The sequence below is a fragment of the Oerskovia merdavium genome (genome assembly GCF_014836755.1).
GTDB classification, from domain to species: Bacteria; Actinomycetota; Actinomycetes; order Actinomycetales; family Cellulomonadaceae; genus Oerskovia; species Oerskovia merdavium.
This window is the reverse complement of the sequence record NZ_JACSQF010000009.1, coordinates 144,596-160,310: the sequence shown is the minus strand read 5'-3', so window position 1 is coordinate 160,310 and position 15,715 is coordinate 144,596. Positions and strand designations below refer to the sequence as shown.

The 15,715-nt window shown below is 73.5% G+C and carries 12 protein-coding genes; 8 read left to right on the top strand and 4 right to left on the bottom strand.

The window, feature by feature from the left end:
- Positions 1-63: 63 nt before the first annotated feature.
- Genes H9641_RS10460 through H9641_RS10450 form a run of 3 tightly spaced genes read right to left on the bottom strand, consistent with a single transcriptional unit; the run spans position 64 to position 5,026 of the window.
- Positions 64-2,940 carry an FAD-binding and (Fe-S)-binding domain-containing protein gene (locus H9641_RS10460; protein WP_191803467.1) on the bottom strand — a complete coding sequence of 959 codons (2,877 nt, stop codon included), beginning with the start codon at positions 2,938-2,940 and terminating at the stop codon, positions 64-66.
- Positions 2,937-3,824 carry a MurR/RpiR family transcriptional regulator gene (locus tag H9641_RS10455; RefSeq protein WP_191803465.1) on the bottom strand — a complete coding sequence of 296 codons (888 nt, stop codon included), beginning with the start codon at positions 3,822-3,824 and terminating at the stop codon, positions 2,937-2,939. Before H9641_RS10455 ends, H9641_RS10460 begins: the two co-directional genes overlap by 4 nt.
- A complete protein-coding gene (locus H9641_RS10450) occupies positions 3,821-5,026 on the bottom strand; it encodes an N-acetylglucosamine kinase (RefSeq protein ID WP_191803463.1) in 1,206 nt (401 codons plus the stop codon). Before H9641_RS10450 ends, H9641_RS10455 begins: the two co-directional genes overlap by 4 nt.
- A 212-nt stretch (positions 5,027-5,238) precedes the next feature.
- Here H9641_RS10450 and H9641_RS10445 point away from each other — a divergent pair, with 212 nt between their 5' ends.
- From H9641_RS10445 to H9641_RS10410, 8 genes are all read left to right on the top strand, one after another.
- Positions 5,239-6,288 (top strand): lipoate--protein ligase family protein, encoded by a 1,050-nt coding sequence (locus tag H9641_RS10445; RefSeq protein ID WP_191803461.1) that lies wholly within the window; start codon positions 5,239-5,241, stop codon positions 6,286-6,288.
- A gap of 348 nt (positions 6,289-6,636) precedes the next feature.
- Entirely contained in the window at positions 6,637-7,944 is a 1,308-nt protein-coding gene (locus tag H9641_RS10440; protein ID WP_191803459.1) for a sugar ABC transporter substrate-binding protein, read from the top strand.
- A 7-nt stretch (positions 7,945-7,951) separates the two neighbouring features.
- On the top strand, positions 7,952-8,959 hold the full coding sequence (locus H9641_RS10435) for a carbohydrate ABC transporter permease (RefSeq protein WP_377617385.1): 1,008 nt from the start codon (positions 7,952-7,954) through the stop codon (positions 8,957-8,959).
- 104 nt (positions 8,960-9,063) lie between these two features.
- A complete protein-coding gene (locus tag H9641_RS10430; protein ID WP_404821938.1) occupies positions 9,064-9,900 on the top strand; it encodes a carbohydrate ABC transporter permease in 837 nt (278 codons plus the stop codon).
- Positions 9,897-11,462: a glycoside hydrolase family 3 protein gene (locus H9641_RS10425; protein WP_191803457.1), complete on the top strand. Its 1,566-nt coding sequence runs from the start codon at positions 9,897-9,899 to the stop codon at positions 11,460-11,462. Before H9641_RS10430 ends, H9641_RS10425 begins: the two co-directional genes overlap by 4 nt.
- Positions 11,459-12,745, top strand: coding sequence for an anhydro-N-acetylmuramic acid kinase (locus H9641_RS10420; RefSeq protein ID WP_191803455.1), 1,287 nt, complete (start codon positions 11,459-11,461; stop codon positions 12,743-12,745). The genes H9641_RS10425 and H9641_RS10420 overlap by 4 nt, the downstream gene beginning before the upstream one ends.
- On the top strand, positions 12,742-13,716 hold the full coding sequence (locus tag H9641_RS10415; protein WP_082618627.1) for an N-acetylmuramic acid 6-phosphate etherase: 975 nt from the start codon (positions 12,742-12,744) through the stop codon (positions 13,714-13,716). Before H9641_RS10420 ends, H9641_RS10415 begins: the two co-directional genes overlap by 4 nt.
- A 185-nt stretch (positions 13,717-13,901) precedes the next feature.
- The gene (locus H9641_RS10410; RefSeq protein WP_191803453.1) at positions 13,902-14,753 is read left to right on the top strand and encodes a hypothetical protein; all 852 of its coding nucleotides are present in this window, start codon (positions 13,902-13,904) and stop codon (positions 14,751-14,753) included.
- 77 nt (positions 14,754-14,830) lie between these two features.
- Here the strand turns inward: H9641_RS10410 and H9641_RS10405 are convergent, their stop codons facing one another.
- Entirely contained in the window at positions 14,831-15,601 is a 771-nt protein-coding gene (locus H9641_RS10405; RefSeq protein ID WP_191803451.1) for a YggS family pyridoxal phosphate-dependent enzyme, read from the bottom strand.
- Between the last annotated feature and the right edge of the window lie 114 nt (positions 15,602-15,715).

Here is a 15,715-nt window from a genome sequence, read left to right as displayed (position 1 = left end):
GCCCGGCCCCTGCGACGCAGGAACGGGCGTGGCCTCCCGGTCACGCCCGTTCCTGCGCCCGCGTCAGCGGCGGGTCGCGGCCTCGAGCAGCTCGACGACGTGCACGTAGTCCTCGCCCGTCGCCCGGCTCAGGCCCATCTCGCACGTCCGGTTGCTCGACGCGTACGCGTCCGCGCGGCCGTGACCGCGTGCGTGGGCAGCGACCTCGGCGGCCTCGGCGCGCGTCGCCGCGGCCGTGAGCTCGGGGTGGAGCATCCCGCGGTCGCCCGCGAAGCCGCAGCACCCCGCGTCGAGGGGGAGCACGACGTCGTCGGCCACCGCGCGCGCGACCGCCTCGAGGTCGCCGACGACCCCCAGGTGGATCGACGAGCAGGTCGGGTGCAGGACGAGCGAGGCCAGCGTGCTGCCCGCGGTCCGCGGGTCGCGACCGGCCGCCTCGAGCGCGGGCAGCACGTCGTGGCGCACGAACGTCACGGCGTCCAGCACGCGCAGCCGCTCGAACCGGTCGCGCGCCTCGCCCACGAGGTGCGAGCCGACCCCCTCGAGGCCGTGCGTGCAGCTCGACGCGTCCGAGACGACGGGCAGGCGGCCGCCGTCGGTCGCCGCCCAGAGCGCGTCGAAGGTCCGCTCGGCCATCGCCGTGGCGCCGTCGGTCAGCCCCTTGGAGACCCAGGGCGTGCCGCAGCACAGGCCCTCGACGCCCTCGGGGATCGCGACCGAGATCCCGGCGCGCTCGCACAGCGCGAGGAACGCGGGGCCGACGCCGCCCGGGCTGGGCGAGGCGTCGGCGGGCGAGAAGAGCGAGCCCATGCACGACTGGAAGAAGACGACGCTCGCCGCGCCGTGCGCCGGGCGGTCACCGGGGGAGACCCGTCGCGGTCCGGGCCCCGGGAGGTCGGGCCCCACGAGCGGCACGACGTCGTCGCCCAGCACCGCGCGTCCCACCTTCGACGCGGCAGTGACCAGGGGCGTGGGCACCAGGTCGACAACGCCGAGCGCGCCGCGCAGGCCCGTGACCGCGCCGCCCCAGTGGTCGGCGGCCACGCGCCCGGCGCGCTGGACCACGGCCCCGTGGCGCTGCGCGCGACGGACCTTCATGACCTTGCCGGTGTCGATCCCGACGGGGCACGCGGTCACGCACAGCGAGTCGACCGCGCACGTGTCGACCGCGGAGTACTCGTAGGCACGCTCGAGCTCGCGGAGCTCGCCCGGGGCCGCCGTGACCATCTCGCGCAGCAGGGCGATGCGCTGCCGAGGAGTCGTCGTGACCGTCCGCGACGGGCACGCGGGCTCGCAGTACCCGCACTCGACGCACCGGTCGACGACGTCCGCGAGGTCTCCCGCTGCGGCCGTCCCGACGGGCGGCACGAGCTTGAGGTGCTGCAGGTGCGCCTCGTCGTCGTCGGTGAGGAGCACGCCGGGGTTGAGGATGCCCTCGGGGTCGCACAGTGCCTTGACCTCGCGCATCACGGCGTACAGGTCGTCGCCGAACTGCCGCCGGACGAACGGCGCCATGATGCGGCCCGTGCCGTGCTCGGCCTTGAGCGAGCCGCCACGGCCGAGCACCAGGCCCACCATGTCCTCGGTGAAGGCCGCGAAGCGGTCGAGCTCGCCGTCGTCGGACAGGCGCGGGGTGATCATGAAGTGCAGGTTGCCGTCCTTGGCGTGCCCGAACGTCACGGCGTCGTCGTAGCCGTGCTGCGCGAAGAGCCCGCCCAGGTCGCGGACCGTCGCGGTGAGGTCGGGGACCGGCACGACCAGGTCCTCGAGCAGGGCCGTGCTGCCCGGGGCGCGGGCTCCCGCGACCGCGGTGTACAGGCCCTTGCGGACGCGCCACAGCCGCCCACGGGCCGCGGGGTCGCGCGTCAGCTCGGCGGGCGTCGCGAGGTCGAGCGAGCCGACGACGGCGCGCGCGGCCTCCTCGAACGGTTCGAGGCTCGCGGCGCTCGTGGCCTGGTACTCGACGAGCAGGGCCGTCTGGGTCGTCGCGGTCGCGAAGGCCCGCATCGACGCGTCGGCGAGCGGGTCGGCCGCCGCGACGCGCAACGACGCCGCGTCGAGCAGCTCGATGGCCCGCGCGCCCGAGCCCGTGATGGTCGCGAGCGCGTCGGTCGCCTGCTCGAGCGCGTCGAAGACCAGGAGCGTGGTCGAGGCCGCGGGGAGCAGCGGGACGGTCCGGAACGTCACGTCGGCCACGAAGGCCAGCGTCCCCTCGGACCCCACGACCAGGTGCTCGAGGATCTTGACGGGAGACTCGTGGTCCACGAACGCGTTGACGCCGTAGCCCATGGTGTTCTTCATCGAGTACTGGTGGGCGATGGTCGCGCGCATGGCCTCGCTCGCCCGCACCCGGTCGCGGAGCGCGGCCAGGCCGCGGTGGAGCGCGGGCTCGAGCGCGCGCAGGCGCTCGTCGGCGTCGGGTGCTCCCGTGTCGAGCACGGTGCCGCTCGGCAGGACGAGCGTCATCGACTCGATCGTGCGGTAGGCGGTGTCGACCGTGCCGCACGCCATGCCCGAGGAGTTGTTCGCGACGACGCCGCCGATCGTGCACGCGATCTCGCTCGCAGGGTCGGGGCCGAGCCGTCGCCCGTGGCGCAGGAGCCGCCCGTTGACCGAGCGCAGCGTCACTCCCGGCTGGCAGCGCACGCGCGCGCCGTCGTCGAGCACCTCGACGCGCGTGAAGCGTGTGCGGGTGTCGACGAGCAGCCCTGCGCCCGACGCCTGGCCCGACAGGCTCGTCCCGCCCGAGCGGAACGTGACCGGGAGCCCGCGGCGACGGGCCTCGGCGAAGGCGGCGACGACGTCGGGCACGTCCTGCGCGCGCGCGACCGCCTCGGGGCGCAGCAGGTAGTGCGACGCGTCGTGGGCCTGGGCGACCCTCGTCAGCAGGTCCGTGCGGATCTCGAGAGCCCGCGTCGTGGCGGCGGAGACGGTCGTCATGCTCGTGCCTTGCGCTCTCCGTCCAGCCGGTGGGGCTGGACCGCGTCGTAGGTGGCCTTGAGGTTGGCGCTCGTCTGGTCGTACAGACGCTGCGCGACCCGGACGAACAGGAAGTCGACGACCGCGAGCTGCGCGATGCGGCTCGACAGCGCGCCCGAGCGGAACTGCGTCTCGCGTGCGGTGGTGCCCAGCACGACGTCGGCCTCCTGCGCGAGGGGCGACTCGGGGAAGTTGGTGATCGCCACGCTCGTCGCCCCGCGCCGGTGCGCGATGCCGAGCGCGTGGTTGGTCTCGACCGTCTGCCCGCTGTGCGAGATCCCGATCGCGACCGCGCCCGGCCCGAGCAGCGCGGCCGACTGGAGCTGGAGGTGCGGGTCGGGCGACGCGAAGCACACGAGCCCGATGCGCTGGAGCTTCTGCGCGAGGTCCTGCCCCGTGAGCCCGCTCGACCCGACGCCGAACACGTCGATCCGTGGCGCGGCCGCGACGGCCGCGGCGACCTGCTCGAGCGCCGCGAGGTCGAGCATGCGCGCGGTCTCCTCGATGGTCCGCGCCTCGTGGAACGCGATCTTCGCGACGACGTCCTCGGCCGTGTCCGTCTCGTTGATCTCGCCGTGCGCGACGTTCGAGCGCTCCATCTCCATCTCGCGACGCGAGGTGGCCTGCGCGAGGTCGATCCGGAACTCGGGGTAGCCCGCGTAGCCGATCGCCCGGCAGAACCGCACGACGGTCGCCTGCGAGGCGCCCGCGCGCGCTGCGAGCTCGTTGATCGTCGACCCGACGACGGCGGTCGGGTCCGCGAGGACCGCCTCGGCGATCCGGGCCTCGGCGGGGCGGAGCGTCGGCAGCGCCTGTCGGATGCGGACGAGTCCGTCACCTGTCATGTCGGATCTCCTGTGATCGGGGTGGTCGTGGACGGTGCGGGAACAGGGGGTTCGTCGCCGAGGCTCAGCCAGGGAGCACGGGCGACGAGGGGAGTGGCAGGCGTGGGAGCGTCGGTGGTGCTGCTCGTGGCGCCCTGGGTGAGCAGCCGGGCCAGGTGGAGCGCGCCGTCGAGCGGGGTGCCCGCGGAGGGGACGAGCTCGGCGTCGGGGCGCAGGGCCGCGAACCGGCGGGCGAGGGCGCCCGTCAGGGACGGACCGGCCGCGAGGACGCCGCCCGTGGCCGCGGCGAGAGGTGGCAGGCCAGGAGCGAGCGCGGCGGCGAGCGTCTCGGCCAGGTGCCTGCCTGCCTCGGTGAGGATCTGGACGCTCGCGGGGTCGCCCGCGGCAGCCGCCGCGGCGACGTCGGGCGTGAAGGACCCGAGGACCTGGGCGCGGTCGGCGCGCGTGTAGAGCTGGGCGGGCCAGGTCGGCACGGGGCCGAACCGCGCCCGGGCCGCGGCGAGAAGGGGGCGCGAACCACCGGTCGCCCGCCCGTCGTGGGCCGCGAGGGCTGCCCGCAGCCCGTGCGCACCGATCCACGAGGCCGACCCCAGATCGCCCAGGAGGTGCCCCCAGCCGTCGGTGCGTCGCCAGACGTCGCGGAGGTCGGTACCCAGCGCGATCGCTCCCGTGCCGACCGCGACGACGGCTCCCGCTCGCCCGCCCAGGGCGCCCAGGTGGGCCGTCAGGGCGTCGGCCGCGACCGCGGTGCGGCCCGTCCCGAGGGACGTGCGGAGCGCAGCGTGGACCGTGGCGGGGTCCGGGACGAGCGTGGCGAGGCCCGTCGCGCCGACCGCGGCCGCGGCGACGACCGGGGGAGCGCCGTGGGGCCCGGTCCTGGCCACGACGAACGACGCGCACAGGTCGCGCACCACGTCGGCGACGTCGCTGCCGTCGGGTCCGATCGCGACGCTGCGCCCCGTGAGCTCGGTGCGGTGCCGTGCCTCGTCAGGGGTGTCGGTGGGGTGGTCGGCGTCCGGCCGGTCGGCGGAGGGCGCGGGGACGGCGGGCAGGGGGACGGCGACGAGCCGGCTCCCGCTGCCGCCCACGTCGATCGCGACGAGCCAGCGGGGCGGCGTCGGGAAGGGTGGGGGCTCGGGAGACGTGAGGGCGTCCGTAGCGCTCTCCGTGCGGGCGAGGTCGACGTCCGGCGTCCAGGTCACGCCTCATTCTGGCATGAAATTTCAGAACAGCACTAGACCGCGGAGAAAACTTCCACGCGTGTCGTCCGGCCGGAGGTGTGCGGCGGCGAGGGCGTCGGGGCGCCGTGCTGCTTGGAGGTTACTCCTCCTTGTGGTTCACGTCACGGGTGCTCGGCGGTCGCGGGCGCCCGCGAGGGGACGGGGCGCGTGCCGCGCGACGTACCGTGGTCACCATGAGAGGCGAGTACAAGGTTCCCGGTGGCAAGCTCGTGGCGGTCGACGTCGAGACGGACGACGGGAGGCTGTCGCGCGTCGCGCTGAGCGGAGACTTCTTCCTCGAGCCCGACGACGCCCTCGAGGACATCAACGCGGCCCTGACGGGGCTGCCCGAGACCTCGACCGTGGCCGACCTGGCCCGGGCCGTCGAGTCCGTCCTGACCGACGACATCACCATGGTCGGGTTCTCTCCCGAGGCCGTGGCGATCGCGGTGCGCCGCGCGCTCGGCCACGCGACCGGCTGGGACGACCACGTCTTCGAGATCATCCACGAGGGGCCCGAGCAGCCCGCGATGCACCTCGCGCTCGACCAGGTGCTGACCGAGGAGCTCGACGCCGGGCGTCGCGGCCCCACGCTGCGCATCTGGGAGTGGGGGGCTCCGGCCGTCATCATCGGCTCGTTCCAGTCGCTCCGGAACGAGGTCGACCCCGCAGGTGCCGACAAGCACGGCATCACCGTGGTCCGCCGCATCTCGGGCGGCGGAGCCATGTTCGTCGAGCCGGGCAACACGATCACCTACTCGCTCACCGTCCCCGCCTCGCTCGTCGAGGGGCTGAGCTTCGAGCGCTCCTACGCGTTCCTCGACGACTGGGTGCTGGGGGCGCTCGCCGACGTCGGCGTCGAGGCGACCTACAAGCCGCTCAACGACATCGCGTCGCCGGCCGGGAAGATCGCCGGCGCCGCGCAGAAGCGACTGCGCGGGGGAGCGGTGCTGCACCACGTGACCATGGCCTACGACATCGACGCCGACAAGATGCTCGAGGTCCTGCGCATCGGCCGCGAGAAGATGAGCGACAAGGGCACCAAGAGCGCCAACAAGCGCGTCGACCCCCTGCGCTCGCAGACCGGCATGGCGCGCGAGGACGTCATCGAGGCGTTCAAGGCGCACTTCCGCTCGCGCTACCGCACGGTCGAGGGTGGCGTCACGCCCGACGAGCGGGCTCAGGCCGAGGAGCTCGTGCGCACCAAGTTCGGTACCCCCGAATGGACCGCGCGCGTCCCGTGACGCGATAGGGGCGGGCGCCGGTGGCCGGCCGGGCGGAGGCCCGGCGACCACCGGCCTGCCCTGCCGGCCTGAGGGGCAGGCGGCCACCTGCCTGCCCCGGCGCACGCCCGGGCGCGCTCGCGGGGCGCCGGGAGCCGCCGTGTGCCGGGCAGGTTAAGAACGTGTCACAACTTCGCGACCGGCTTCCCTCTGCCCGTCGATGGCGGTAATCTTCACGAACACCCGACCTGATGTAAGTTTATTTCAGAGTCGAAGGGGCCCGAGGATCCGGTGCCCCACGAACGATCAGGTCCGCAGGGACGAACGGCTGGCCGCGACGCGGCAGCCGACCAGAAAGGAAGTCACGGCATGCAGCGACGCAGCACGGTGGCCGTCACGGGCACACTCCTCCTGGCGCTCGGCCTCACCGCGTGTGGCGGCGGGGACAGCAGCAGCGGCGAGAGCACGGGGGACGCAGCCGCCGCCGACCACTCCGGCGAGACCCTCACGGTCTGGATCATGGAGGGCACCAACCCCGACGGGGACGCCTTCTTCGACGAGGTCACCACCGCCTTCAAGGAAGAGACGGGCGCCGACCTCCAGATCGAGTTCCAGCCGTGGGCCAGCGCCCACGACAAGTTCACGACCTCCATCGCGGGCAACACCACGCCGGACGTCGCCGAGCTCGGCACCACGTGGACCGGGGAGTTCGCCGACGTCGGCGCACTGTCCGACCTCTCGGACAAGATCAAGGACGCGGGCCTCGAGGAGGACCTGGTCCCCGGGCTCGTCGAGTCGGGCACGCTCGACGGCGCCCAGTACGGCATGCCCTGGTACGCGGGCGTGCGCTCGGTCATCTACCGCAAGGACCTCTTCGAGGCGGCCGGCATCGAGGTGCCGACGACCTGGGCCGAGCTGCAGACCGCAGCCGAGACGCTCAAGGCCGCGAACCCCGGTCTGATCCCCTTCCCGATCGCGGGCGACAGCCAGTACGGCGCCATGCCCTTCATCTGGGGTGCGGGCGGCGACCTGGCCGTCAAGGACGGTGACACCTGGACGTCCGAGATCAACTCGCCGGACTCCGTGAAGGGCCTCGAGTTCTACACCGGTCTCGCGACCGAGGCGGGGCTGTCCACCGCGGCGGCCACGACGTGGAAGGAGACCGACCTCCTCTCCAACTTCGAGCAGGGCAACGTCGGCATGATGATCTCGGGCAGCTGGACCCCGGGCAAGATCCTCACGGACGTCCCGGACATGGCCGACAAGATCGGCGCGTTCCCCATCCCGGGCGAGACCGACGGGCTGTCGGACTCGTTCCTCGGCGGGTCGCACCTGGGCGTCTTCGCGGCCAGCGAGAAGCAGGACCTCGCGTGGGAGTTCGTCGAGATGATGACCACGGGCAAGTTCGCCGAGGAGTGGGGCAACCAGTCCGGCTACTTCCCGGGGCAGACCTCGCTCCTCGAGAAGGTCATCGAGGAGAACGACCCGCTCGTCGCGCCGTTCGCCCAGCAGATGGTCGAGGCCGGCGCCTCGGTCCCGGTGACGCCGCTCTACGGCCAGATCCAGGGCAAGAAGACGGTCGAGACCATGCTGCAGTCGATCCTCTCGGGCAGCGCCACGGTGCAGGAGGCCGCCGACACCGCGGCCGCCGACATGAACGAGACCTTCGGGTCCTGACGAACCCATGGCAGATCTGCACTCGGTTCCCGGCGCGTCGGCCGACCAGCTGACGCGCCGGGCCCCGGCCCCGGCCCCCTCGTCCACCCCGCGCCGCCGCTCCGGCATGCGCGGCCTGCTCGGGCACAAGTCCCCGCTGCGCCCCTGGCTGCTCCTGGCCCCTGCGCTCGCCGTCCTCGGCGTGCTGCTCCTGTGGCCCCTCGTCCGCGTCGTGATGATCTCTCTGCAGGACTACGGCCTGCGCCAGATCGCGTCGGGAGAGTCGAACTACATCGGCTTCGACAACTACGCCGCGATCTTCGGCGACTCGTTCCTGTGGACCGTCGTCCTGCCCAACACGATCGGCTTCGCCGTCGCGTGCGTGGTGCTGACGGTCGTCCTGGGCACGGCCGTCGCGCTGTTCCTCAACAACCTCGGGACGTTCTGGCGCACGATCTGCTCGACCGCGATCATGGTCGCCTGGGCCGTGCCCGCGATCACCGGTACCTACGTGTGGATCTGGATCTTCGACCCGCTCAACGGCCTGGTCTCGTCGGTGCTCGACTCGGTCGGGCTGATCGACCCCGCGACCACCAACTGGTTCACCGAGCGCCTGAGCTTCTACGCGATCGCGACGCTCAACGTCGTGCACCACGGCTTCCCGTTCGTCGCGATCACGGTCCTCGCGGGCCTGCTGACGATCCCCAAGGAGCTGCACGAGGCCGCCATGATGGACGGAGCCTCGCCCTGGCGCCGGTTCTGGGCCATCACCGCGCCCATCCTGCGCCCCGTCTTCGCGGTCGTCACGATCCTGTCGACCATCTGGGACTTCAAGGTCTTCACGCAGATCTACCTGATGCCGGGCGGAAACGGCGGCAACAAGGAGGTCTTCAACCTCGGCGTGTGGTCCTACATCCAGTCCTTCGCGCAGGGCAAGTACGGGATGGGCTCGGCGATCGCCGTGCTGCTCACCCTGATCCTGCTCGGGATCACCGTCGTGTACATGCGCACCCTGTTCAAGGAGGAGGAGCTGTGAGCGCCCTGACCGGTACCCCGTCCAGCGCCCCGCGCGCTGGAGACCGCACGGGGGGCGGAACGACCGACGACCGTGCCTCGCTCGCCCCGCGCCCCCCGCAGGTCCTGCGGGTCAAGGCGCGCAAGCGCCCTCTGCCCACCGCGGGCAAGGTCGTGGGCATCGTCGCGCTGCTCGTCTTCGCGCTGTTCCCGGCCTACTGGATGTTCTCCTCGGCGATCGACCCCGAGGCCGCGACCCGCGGGGCGCGGATCCTGCCCGCCGGCGTCACGTGGGACAACTTCGTGACCGTGATCGACGACGGCGGGTTCGGCCAGTACCTCCGGAACTCGATCATCGTCGCGATCGGCGCGGTCGTCTTCTCGTCGGTGCTCGCGCTGCTCGCCGCGGTGGCCGTGAGCCGCTTCAAATTCCGGTTCCGCAAGTCGATCCTCGTGCTCGTCCTCATGGTGCAGATGGTGCCCCTCGAGGCCCTCGTCATCCCGCTGTTCCTCCAGATGCGCACCCTCGGCATGCTCAACTCGCTCCTGGGCCTGACGATCGTCTACATCGCCTTCTCGCTGTCGTTCGCGATCTGGATGCTGCGCGGCTTCGTCGCGGCGGTCCCGGTCGAGCTCGAGGAGGCCGCGTACCTCGACGGCGCCTCGTGGGGTCGCATGTTCTGGAAGATCCTGCTGCCGCTCGTCGCCCCCGGCGTCGTCGCCACGAGCGTCTTCTCGTTCATCACGGCCTGGAACGAGTTCATCTTCGCCCTGACCTTCCTGCAGCAGTCGGCCAAGTACACCGTGCCGATCGGCCTGCAGAAGTTCTTCGGCGAGAACACGACCGACTGGGGCGCGGTCATGGCCGCCTCGACCCTCATCACGCTGCCCGTGATCGTCTTCTTCGTCCTCGTGCAGCGCAACCTGTCCTCCGGCCTGACCGCTGGGTCGGTGAAGGGATGACCACCGTGCACCACGACGCGCTGCGCGCCGTCAACGGCGTCCTGCTCCCCGGTTTCACGGGGACGGACGCCCCGGCCTGGCTGCTCTCGGCCTGCGAGGAGGGCCTCGCGGGCGTCATCTACTTCGCGTACAACACGCCCGACGTCGCCACGACCGCCAGGCTCTCGGCGAGCCTCCACGAGGTCTCGCCCGACCTGTTGATCGCGATCGACGAGGAGGGCGGGGACGTCAGCCGCCTCGAGGCCGCCACGGGGTCGAGCATCCCGGGGGCGGCTGCGCTCGGGACGATCGACGACGATGACCTCACCGAGCGGGTCGGGCTCGCGCTCGGCCGCCTGCTCGCCGCGACGGGCGTGGACCTCGACCTCGCCCCCGTGCTCGACGTCAACTCCCGGACCGAGAACCCCGTGGTCGGTGTGCGCGCGTTCGGCGCGACGCCCGACCTGGTGTCCCGGCACGGGGCCGCGTTCGTGCAGGGCCTGCACCGGGCCGGGGTCGGGGCGTGCGGCAAGCACTTCCCGGGGCACGGCGCGACCGACGTGGACTCCCACCTGTCGCTGCCCGTGGTCGACGACCCGCTCGAGACGATCCGCGAGCGCGACCTGCCGCCGTTCGTCCGGGCCTTCGAGCCCGACGTGGCGATCGACTCGATCATGACCGCGCACCTGCTGGTCCCGGCGATCGGCCCGCGGCCGGTCTCGCTCGAGCCTGCTGCGGCGCTCGTGGCACGGGAGATGGGCTTCGAAGGGCCGATCATCACCGACGCCCTGGACATGGGCGCGGTCAAGGGCGCCGACGGGATCGGCGAGGTCGCCGTCCAGGCGATCGAGGGCGGGGCCGACCTGCTGTGCCTCGGCACCACGGTCGGGCGCGACGACGAGGAGCTGTTCCGCCAGGCGCAGAGCGCGCTCCTCGCGGCCGTCGAGCAGGGCCGGGTCACGATCGAGCGCCTGCTCGGGTCCGCGGCCCGCACGGCGCGCACCGTGCGCCGGGTGCGCGAGCTCCAGGCCTCCGCGGGCGCGACGTGCGGCCCGACCGAGGCGACCGCTGCGCTCGAGGCGCTCGCCGCCGTCGGGCAGGAGGCCGCCGAGCGGGCCGTGCGGACGCACGGACCTCTCGCACGCCTCGACCCCTCCGGGCCCGCGCCCGACGTGATCGACCTGCGCCAGCGGTTCGACCACGCCGCGGGGCGCACCGCCCAGCACGTCCAGAGCGCGCTCCGTGCGACGTTCCCCGGCACCGAGGTCCACGTCTTCTCCGACCCGGCCGGGTGGGAGGCGACGCTCGCCGCGGTCTCGACGGCCCGGCCCGACGGCGACCCCGTCCGCCCCCTGGTCGTCATCACGCGCGAACCCGTCCCGGGCGGCCGCGAGGCCGGCATGCTCGACGCCCTGCGCGCCGCGCGCCCCGGGCTCGTCGTGGTGCACACCGGGTTCCCGGACGCCGTGCCCGCCTGGTTCGGGGACGAGACCACCGTGGTCGTCGCGTGCGGCACCGGGCGTGCCAACGCGCGCGCCGCCGTCGGGCAGCTGACCGCCACCACCGCGGAGGTGACCCGATGATCGTCCTCGGCCTGTCCTCCGGCACGTCGGTCGACGCGATCGACGCGGCCGCCGCCGACTTCCACCTGGGCCCCGACGGGGTCCTGCGCATGCGCCCCCTGGGGCACACCGAGTACGAGTGGCCCGCCGCGCTGCGCGAACGCATCCTCAAGGCGCTGCCGCCGGCTCCCGTCGACATGGGCGAGGTCACGCAGCTCGACACGCTCATCGGGCAGGAGTTCGGCCGCGCCGGACGCCAGGCCATCGACGACGTGGCGGGCGGCGACGTCGACCTCGTCGCGTCGCACGGCCAGACGCTCTACCACTGGGTCGTGGGCGCTCGCGCGCACGGCAGCCTCCAGCTCGGCAACGCCGCGTGGATCGCCGAACGCACCCGCCGCCCCGTCATCAGCGGCTTCCGGGTCGCGGACATCGCCGCGGGCGGCCAGGGCGCACCGCTCGTGAGCGTGCTCGACGCGCTGTGGCTCGGGCGCGACCCGCAGTCCCCGGACGGCGCGCCGGCCGGGCTCAGCGCAGCGCTCAACATCGGCGGGATCGCGAACGTCACGCTCGTCGGCGAGGTCGAGGCACCCGTGACCGGGTGGGACACCGGGCCCGGCAACTGCCTCATCGACCTCACGATGCGCCAGCTCACGGGCGAGCCGTACGACCGGGACGGCGCCCTGGGCGCGACCGGGACCGTGGACCAGGCCGCGCTGCGCGCGCTGCTCGACGACCCGTACTTCGCGGCCAAGGCACCCAAGTCGACCGGTCGCGAGCTGTTCGACGCGACCTACGTGCCGCGCAAGCTCGCTGCGGTCCGCCCCGACCTCACGGGCGCCGACCTCGTCGCGACGCTCACCGAGCTCACCGCCGTGACCATCGCGGAGGGCCTGCTCTCGGTCGCTCAGGGCGCCCACCGTGACGGTGACCCCCAGCGCGAGGTGCGTCGCGTCGTCGTCTCGGGCGGCGGAGCGCACAACCCGACCCTGCTCGCGCGGCTGCGCGCCTACCTGCCCGAGGGGTGCGAGCTCCTCACGGCCGACCAGCTCGGCATGCCGATCGACGCCAAGGAGGCGTACCTGTTCGCGCTCCTCGGCTTCCTGTCGGCCCACGGGGTCGCCGGGACCGCCAAGGGCGAGCAGCGTCGACGCTCGACCGGGGCGCGCCGCGCGACCGTGCTCGGCTCGCTCACCCCGCCCACCCCGTTGATCTGGCCCGCGTTCACCGGGCCCATCCGCCGGCTCGTGCTGGCCAACACCCCGTTCGGGCTCGCCCCGATGCCGAAGGGAACGCACCGATGACCGACACCCGCCCCGCCACCCAGGGGGACCTCTCGGCCGGGCACGCCTCCGCCGCCGAGGACTGGCAGGAGGTGCTCCGGCTCGCGTCGCCGACCGAGGAGCGCAACCCGCGCACCACGGACATCGACCTGCTGCCCACGGCCGAGGTCGTGCGACGCATCACCGACGAGGACGCGGGCGTCGCGGACGCCGTGCGTGCCGAGGCCGACCGCATCACCGCGGCCGTCGACCTCGCGGTGGCCGCGCTGCGCGGCGGCGGCAAGGTCCACTACTTCGGGTCGGGCACGTCGGGCCGCCTCGGCGTGCTCGACGCGGTCGAGCTGCTGCCCACGTACGGCGTGGGCGAGGAGTGGTTCGAGGCGCACCTCGCCGGGGGCGCGGGCGCCATGATGCTCGCGGTCGAGGGGGCCGAGGACGACGTCGAGCTCGGCCGCGCCGACGCCGACGAGGTGCGCTCCGGCGACCTGGTCGTGGGCCTCGCGGCGAGCGGCCGCACGCCCTACGTGGGAGGCGCGTTCGACGTCGCGCGCGAGCGCGGCGCCGCGACCGTGCTCGTGAGCGCCAACCCGCAGGCGCGCCTCGCGTCACGGGTCGACGTCGCGATCCTGCTCGACACGGGTCCTGAGGTCGTCACGGGCTCGACCCGCATGAAGGCCGCCACGGCGCAGAAGCTCGTGCTCAACACGTTCTCGACCGCGACCATGATCCGGCTCGGCAAGACGTACTCGAACCTCATGATCGACGTGCGCCCGACCAACCAGAAGCTCCGGGCCCGGATCGTGCGCATGCTCGTCCAGGCCACGGGGCTCGAGACGGACGAGTGCGAGCAGACCCTGCACCGGGCCGGCGGCGAGATCCACGTCGCGCTCGTCATGCTGCTCGCGGGCGTCGGCGTCGACGAGGCCCGCGAGGCCCTGCGGGGAGCCGGAGCGCCCGGCGTGCGCCGCGCGCTCGAGCTGCTGGGGGCCTGAAGGGCTCGGGCGCCTTCCACACCGAGGGACCCAGGCCCGGGGCGCGGTGGGCCGAGAGGTCGGATCGCGACGAAATGGGGGTCAGATCGTTATCCGGCTGGCATGCGGTACACGTGTCCCACGGTCGAGGATGGGGGGACACGGCGCCGCACCATCAGCGGCGACATCCACGAGCAGGGGGAGTCATGGAAGCACGCGGGCGATCATCGGTAGGGGCCGGGCGCATCGGCGCCGGCCGGGCCACGAAGCGGGCGGGCCTCGTGCTCGTCCTCGGCGCCACGCTCGTGGCGTGCGCGACCGAGGCGCCCGCCGACAGCGAAGGGCCCGGTGAGGCGGTGGGGACGATCGCCGCGCCGGCCGAAGGGGCCGAGGCCGCGCAGGTGACGGCCGAGCTGGCCGCGTCCGTCGTCACCCCGGCGCCGCCGCACGTCGACCCGTCCGCGATCCGGTCCCTGCTCCTGCCGGAAGCGGGGGTCGTCACCGGCATCCCGGCGATCCAGGGGAACGTCATGACGACCCTTCGTGACGAGCCCCGGGTCCCCCCGGCGAACACCCAGTCCCCGGCGAACTGCGACATCGCGGCGATCCTCTCGGGACTCGGCACCAGTGGCTACGCCTTGCAGGACACCCTCAGCCCCGGTGGGCGGCTCCAGCAGGAGGTCCACCTCTTCGCCGACGCGGCCGCGGCCGACGCCGCCTACGCGATCGTCCAGGACCGGGCGTCGTCGTGCCCCTCCGTGACGATCGACTACGTCGAGGCCGGTGACCCGATCAGCGTCGAGGTCTCGGGCACTGCGGACACCACCGGGACCTTCCCCTCGCTCGCTCAGGACACGCGTCTCTCCGCCGACGCGTACTGGGTGACCGAGGGATACAACGGCTACGTGCTGGTCGGCAACGCGATCGTGCACTGGTCGGCCGACGCGCCCAACTATCACGCCGAGCAGATGCCGCGGGTCGACCGTGCCGTCCTGGGGACGCGCAGCGCCGTCGAGGCGGTCGTCCTGGCGCACCTGCAGCAGTTCGCGACGTCCTAGCCGCGCGAAGGTCGCCCGGCACGAGGCGCGGGACCGTCCACGGCATGCGGACGGTCCCGCGTCACGTCCCTTGCCGGTCAGCCGGCGGGCGCAGCGACGGCACGGGCCCCGAACACCGCGGTCCCCACGCGCACGATCGTCGCGCCCTCGGCGATCGCCGCCTCGAGGTCTCCGCTCATGCCCATCGAGAGCTCGCGCGCCCCTCCCGTCCCCTGGGCGCCGCTCGCGAGCACCTCGTCACGGATGTCGCGCAGCCGGGAGAACCCGGCGCGCACCAGCGCGGTGTCGGGGGAGTTCGCCCCGATCGTCATGAACCCCGTGAGGCGAAGACCCTCCAGGGCGGCGACCTGACGGGAGAGGTGCGCGGCGCCGTCGGGCCCCACGCCCGCCTTGGACTCCTCGCCCGACACGTTGACCTGGACCATCACGTCGAGCGTGCGGCCCTCGCGCGCGCAACGGCTCGCGAGGGCCTCGGCGAGCGCGAGCGAGTCGACCGACTCGACGCCCGTGGCCGTGGCCAGGACCTGGTTGACCTTGTTGCGCTGCAGGTGCCCGATCATGTGGACCCGCACCGTGCCGTCCGCGACCAGGTCGGCGAGGTCGGGGGCCTTGGCGACGAGCTCCTGGACGCGGTTCTCGCCGATCAGCGTCGCGCCCGCGGCCACGACCGCGCGGACCGCCGCGGCGTCCTGCGTCTTGGTCGCGACAAGGAGCTGCACCTCGTCCGGGGCACGGCCCGCGGCGAGGGCTGCTGCGTCGATGCGCGCGCGCACCGCGGCGTAGCGGTCGGCGATGGTCGGGGTCGTGCCGAGAGGGGAGTCGCCGGGGGCGGAGCGGTGGGAGGACACGCGAGCAGTCTAGTTTTCGGCGGGCGCGCGCCGGGCCGGGGAGAGCCCTGCCCGACGGCGTCGCGCGCCCCGGGCGGACCGGTCGCGGCGTGCCGTGGGCCGGGCCGTCGCGGG

What these genes read in the sequence shown, in the direction of transcription:
- H9641_RS10445 (WP_191803461.1), top strand. Translation starts at nt 5,239, where the DNA reads ATGAGAGGCGAGTACAAGGTTCCCGGTGGCAAGCTCGTGGCGGTCGAC.
- H9641_RS10420 (WP_191803455.1), top strand. Translation starts at nt 11,459, where the DNA reads ATGATCGTCCTCGGCCTGTCCTCCGGCACGTCGGTCGACGCGATCGAC.
- H9641_RS10425 (WP_191803457.1), top strand. Translation starts at nt 9,897, where the DNA reads ATGACCACCGTGCACCACGACGCGCTGCGCGCCGTCAACGGCGTCCTG.
- H9641_RS10435 (WP_377617385.1), top strand. Translation starts at nt 7,952, where the DNA reads ATGGCAGATCTGCACTCGGTTCCCGGCGCGTCGGCCGACCAGCTGACG.
- H9641_RS10460 (WP_191803467.1), bottom strand. Translation starts at nt 2,940, where the DNA reads ATGACGACCGTCTCCGCCGCCACGACGCGGGCTCTCGAGATCCGCACG.
- H9641_RS10410 (WP_191803453.1), top strand. Translation starts at nt 13,902, where the DNA reads ATGGAAGCACGCGGGCGATCATCGGTAGGGGCCGGGCGCATCGGCGCC.
- H9641_RS10455 (WP_191803465.1), bottom strand. Translation starts at nt 3,824, where the DNA reads ATGACAGGTGACGGACTCGTCCGCATCCGACAGGCGCTGCCGACGCTC.
- H9641_RS10415 (WP_082618627.1), top strand. Translation starts at nt 12,742, where the DNA reads ATGACCGACACCCGCCCCGCCACCCAGGGGGACCTCTCGGCCGGGCAC.
- H9641_RS10440 (WP_191803459.1), top strand. Translation starts at nt 6,637, where the DNA reads ATGCAGCGACGCAGCACGGTGGCCGTCACGGGCACACTCCTCCTGGCG.